We start from the raw sequence: 3,990 nt of genomic DNA, 5'->3' as shown, positions 1-3,990 counted from the left end.
AATGGGGTCAGAGACCGCCCATCAACAGGTATTTGATCTCCAGGTAATCCTCCAGGCCGTACCTGGAGCCTTCACGGCCCAGGCCCGACTCCTTGATCCCGCCAAACGGTGCGACTTCGGTGGAGATGATCCCTTCGTTGATACCGACCATGCCCGCTTCCAGACCTTCGGCCATGCGCCACACGCGGCCGATGTCGCGGCTGTAGAAGTAGGCGGATAAGCCGAACGGTGTGTCATTGGCTCGCTGCAGTACCTCGGTTTCATCCGTGAAGCGGAAGCACGCGGCCACCGGACCGAAGGTTTCCTCCTGGGCGATCAGCATGTCGCCGCTGGCTTCGGTAAGAATGGTCGGCTCGAAGAAGGTGCCGCCCAGTGCATGGCGACGGCCGCCGCACAGCAGCTTGGCGCCCTTCTCCAGCGCATCGCCGACATGCGCTTCGACCTTGGCCAGTGCCGCGGCATTGATCAGCGGGCCTTGCTCGGTTTCGCCTTCCAATGCACTGCCGACGCGCATGGCGCTGACCGCTTCAGCCAGTTTGCGAGTGAACGCGTCGTACACGCCGTCCTGGATAAAGAAGCGGTTGACGCACACGCAGGTCTGCCCGGTGTTGCGGAACTTGGAGGCCATGGCGCCTTTGACGGCGGCATCCAGGTCAGCATCGTCGAACACGATAAAGGGCGCGTTGCCGCCCAGCTCCAACGAGACTTTCTTCAGGGTGTCGGCGGCCTGGCGCATCAGCAGTTTGCCGGTACGGGTGGAGCCGGTGAACGACAGTTTGCGCACGACGCTGGAAGCCTGCAGCGCACCGCCAATCGCCACGGCATCGCCGGAGACAATGTTGAATACACCGGACGGAATACCGGCCTGTTCAGCCAGTACCGCCAGGGCGAACGCCGACAAAGGCGTCTCTTCCGACGGTTTGAGGATCATCGTGCAACCGGCTGCCAGGGCTGGCCCGACCTTGCGCGTGACCATCGCCAAGGGGAAGTTCCACGGCGTGATCGCGGCCACCACGCCAATCGCTTCCTTGGTCACGATGATGCGTGCATCGGCCTTGTGCGTAGGGATCACGTCGCCATAGGCGCGCTTGGCTTCTTCCGCGAACCATTCCAGGAAACTCGCGGCGTAGACCACTTCGCCCATGGCTTCGGCCAGGGGCTTGCCCTGTTCCAGGCTGAGCAGATGGGCGAGGTCTTTCTGGTTGCTCAGCATCAACTCGCTCCAACGCTTGAGGCGCTGGCTACGCTCCTTGGCGGTGAGCTTGCGCCAGCCCGGCAAGGCACGGTTGGCGGCGTCGATGGCGAGGTGGGTTTCTTCGACGGCGGCACGCTGCACATCGACGATCAGCGCACCATTGGCCGGGTTGAGCACCGGGTAGGTCGCGCCACCGCTGGACCATTGGCCATCGATGTAGTTGCCAGTACGGATCAGCGGGTTCATGCCACGGCCTCGGTCAGGTTGAAACGGTCCAGGCCCGGGCGGGCCTCACGCAGGATGCGCTTGCCGGCGGTGTAGTCGTTGATCACGTCGCACGGGGTGTAGTTACGTTCCAGTTCGTGCAACTCTTCGGCATCCAGTTGGGTGTCGAGGGCGGCCAGCGCACTGTCGAATTGCGCGGTGGTGTCCGCACCGACCAGCATCACGTCGACGCCCGGATGGTTGGCGACCCACGCCTGGGCGATCTGTGCGTTGGACACACCACGGGCACGGGCCACACGTTGTACCGAGTGGGCAATGTCGAACGACGCCTGGTCGCTGTACATCTGCTGAGTGAAGAAGTCAGTCTGGTTGCGTGTCGACTGCACTTCACCGGTGAGCAAGCCACGGGCCAACGGGCTGAACACCGAGACGCCCAGGCCCTGGTCGCGGCAGAACGGGATCATCTCGCGCTCTTCTTCGCGGTAGGCGCAGTTCAGTTGCAGTTGCATGTTGATCGGCTTGACCCAGCCATTGCGCTCGCAGGCCATCAGTATTTTTGCAAGCTGCCCCGTGAGCATGGTCGATACGCCAATGTAGCGGGCCTTGCCGGAGCGCACGATGTCGTTCAGGGCGCACATCGTTTCTTCGACCGGGGTGTTCACATCGAAGTAATGCAGCATGAACACGTCGACGTAATCCATTCCCAAGCGACTCAGGGACGCGTCGATGCTGTCCATGATGTGCTTGCGCGAGTGGCCGCTGGCGTTGATGCCGCTGCGGGTGCCGTAGCCGACCTTGGTGGTGACCACGATGTCGTCACGCCGGGCGACGCGCTTGAGGATGCGCCCCACCACTTCTTCGCCGACACCGGCTGAATAGAAGTCGGCCAGGTCGATGAAGTTGACACCATTGGCCAGGGCATGGGCGACGATGGGCTCGCTTTGTTTTTCGTCGAAGATCCACGGCTTCCAGTCCGGGGTGCCCATGTTCATGGTGCCCAGGCACAGGCGCGAGACTTGCAGGCCGGAGTTGCCCAATCGAGTGTATTGCATGGCAGGCTCCTCAGGCTTTTGGCGTGTAGAAAGGGTTGCTGATGTGGTTGACCACATCGGCCAGTTGCGCGGTGTACGGCGTGCCGTTCAGGGCGGCACGGATCGCAGTGCGGCAGGCGTTGTAGTTGTTGAGGTAGACGGCGTCCAGATCATCGCAGCCCGGGTTGACCCAGTTGGCGGTGACGATGGCCCACTCGTCTTCAGCTTCAGGCGGCAAGGTGCCGTCGAGCAGGGCTTCCAGGACGGCCTTGGCAATCCCGGCCTGGGACGCGCCCCAGGTGGCATTGCCGTGCAGGTCGCTGCCGATGGCAGCCTTGTTGACGTAGAGGGTCATGGGTTTGACCGGAATGTTCGGCTGGGCAATCACCATGAACGGGCAATGGCCTTGGCTTGGGGACGCCAGGCTATTGGCAAAGGCTTGTCCGGCCGGCCCGTTGCGTGGGCCGATGAGGATGTTGATGTGGGCAGCATTGACGCCCGGGCCTTCGAAGCCTTCGCCGATATACAGATCAAGTGCTTTCATTTTCGCAAACGCTCGTTGTTGTTATGGAGAGCTGGTTGGCGAATTTTTAGCACTAGCCTTTGAGGCGGCTGTAACCATTAAAAGTCATAGGGGTGTGAGTTTTCCTCATGGCCCCTACAGATCGAGTTCCATCTTGATAATTTCGATGGAAACCGGGCTATTGCCACGGCTGAACGTACCTTCGCCGATCTTGCGAAAGCCGAAGGCGGCATAGAATTTTTCAGCCGTAAGGGTGGCTTCCAGGTACGCATTGGGATGGCCGGCGTTTTTTATCCGCTGCAAGGCTTCATTCAACAGGCGCGCACCAATGCCCTGCCCGGCCGCATCACCGCGGATAAACAATTTGCTGACTTCATGGCCGTCGATCTCGACGAAACCCTGCAAGGTGTCGGTGTACGCCAACCACAGGTTGCCAGCGGCAATGGCCTCGCGGTAAGTCGAGGGTGAGCGACCGTCGAGCCACATGGCAATCTGATCGGGGGCATAATCGCCACCGCAAAGGCTTTCGACGGAGTTTTTATGCACCTCGAAGATGCTTTGCGCGTCTTCCAGCAGGGCGGTTCGGATCAGTAGTTTTTTCATTCCCTTGAAATTCCACCGGTAGTCAATGAACCCAGGCTTTATAGCTCAATAGTGCTGCGCCAGCGACTCAAGACCGCACATGTTGTGCGTTGACCTACTTTGTTACACACCATATAGTGTGCCCACAAACACGAATGACCACTACATAGTGTGCAGCATCGGTATTTTCCGACCACACTCTGCGCAGTATTTCAATGCCTTGAAGCCTGCAAGACACCTATTTTTCGAGTACCAGGAAGGAGTATTTCAATGCTGAGTTGGGATGAAGTCGATAACGAAGACACCGGTGCAGCGGTGATCAAAGGCGCCAACGCCGGCCACGCCACCGAAGCCAACATGGACCGCCTCGACGGTGCCGGCGCTGCGGCCGCCATCGAAGCCCGCGCCGTCACCGCCAATGACTCCGCCGCCAT

At 60.4% G+C, this 3,990-nt stretch carries 4 protein-coding genes and 1 pseudogene; 1 reads left to right on the top strand and 4 read right to left on the bottom strand.

Going from position 1 to position 3,990, the window contains the following annotated elements; all coding sequences use genetic code 11:
* Window positions 1–7: 7 nt before the first annotated feature.
* The 4 genes from ACRESD_RS20675 to ACRESD_RS20660 form a co-directional block, all read right to left on the bottom strand.
* Complete coding sequence (locus ACRESD_RS20675; RefSeq protein WP_431752600.1) at window positions 8–1,441, bottom strand: NAD-dependent succinate-semialdehyde dehydrogenase; 1,434 nt, start codon at window positions 1,439–1,441, stop codon at window positions 8–10.
* Window positions 1,438–2,472, bottom strand: a complete 1,035-nt coding sequence (locus ACRESD_RS20670) for an aldo/keto reductase (RefSeq protein ID WP_431752599.1) — start codon at window positions 2,470–2,472, stop codon at window positions 1,438–1,440. Before ACRESD_RS20670 ends, ACRESD_RS20675 begins: the two co-directional genes overlap by 4 nt.
* Before the next feature lie 10 nt (window positions 2,473–2,482).
* Window positions 2,483–2,995 carry a formaldehyde-activating enzyme gene (fae, locus tag ACRESD_RS20665; RefSeq protein ID WP_017138437.1) on the bottom strand — a complete coding sequence of 171 codons (513 nt, stop codon included), beginning with the start codon at window positions 2,993–2,995 and terminating at the stop codon, window positions 2,483–2,485.
* A 114-nt stretch (window positions 2,996–3,109) separates the two neighbouring features.
* Entirely contained in the window at window positions 3,110–3,577 is a 468-nt protein-coding gene (locus tag ACRESD_RS20660) for a GNAT family N-acetyltransferase (protein WP_431752598.1), read from the bottom strand.
* A 249-nt stretch (window positions 3,578–3,826) separates the two neighbouring features.
* On the opposite strand from ACRESD_RS20660, the pseudogene ACRESD_RS20655 reads away from it, so the two are divergent.
* Window positions 3,827–3,990, top strand: a pseudogene (locus tag ACRESD_RS20655) (ribonucleotide-diphosphate reductase subunit beta); the annotation flags it as partial.

Origin of the sequence: Pseudomonas sp., assembly GCF_050739995.1 — a bacterium.
GTDB lineage: Bacteria > Pseudomonadota > Gammaproteobacteria > Pseudomonadales > Pseudomonadaceae > Aquipseudomonas.
The sequence above is the reverse complement of the archived record's forward strand: the minus strand, read 5'-3'. Positions and strand labels throughout refer to the sequence as shown.

Coding starts and splice junctions, on each gene's coding strand:
- ACRESD_RS20675 (WP_431752600.1), bottom strand. CDS start 1,441: ATGAACCCGCTGATCCGTACTGGCAACTACATCGATGGCCAATGGTCC.
- ACRESD_RS20670 (WP_431752599.1), bottom strand. CDS start 2,472: ATGCAATACACTCGATTGGGCAACTCCGGCCTGCAAGTCTCGCGCCTG.
- fae (WP_017138437.1), bottom strand. CDS start 2,995: ATGAAAGCACTTGATCTGTATATCGGCGAAGGCTTCGAAGGCCCGGGC.
- ACRESD_RS20660 (WP_431752598.1), bottom strand. CDS start 3,577: ATGAAAAAACTACTGATCCGAACCGCCCTGCTGGAAGACGCGCAAAGC.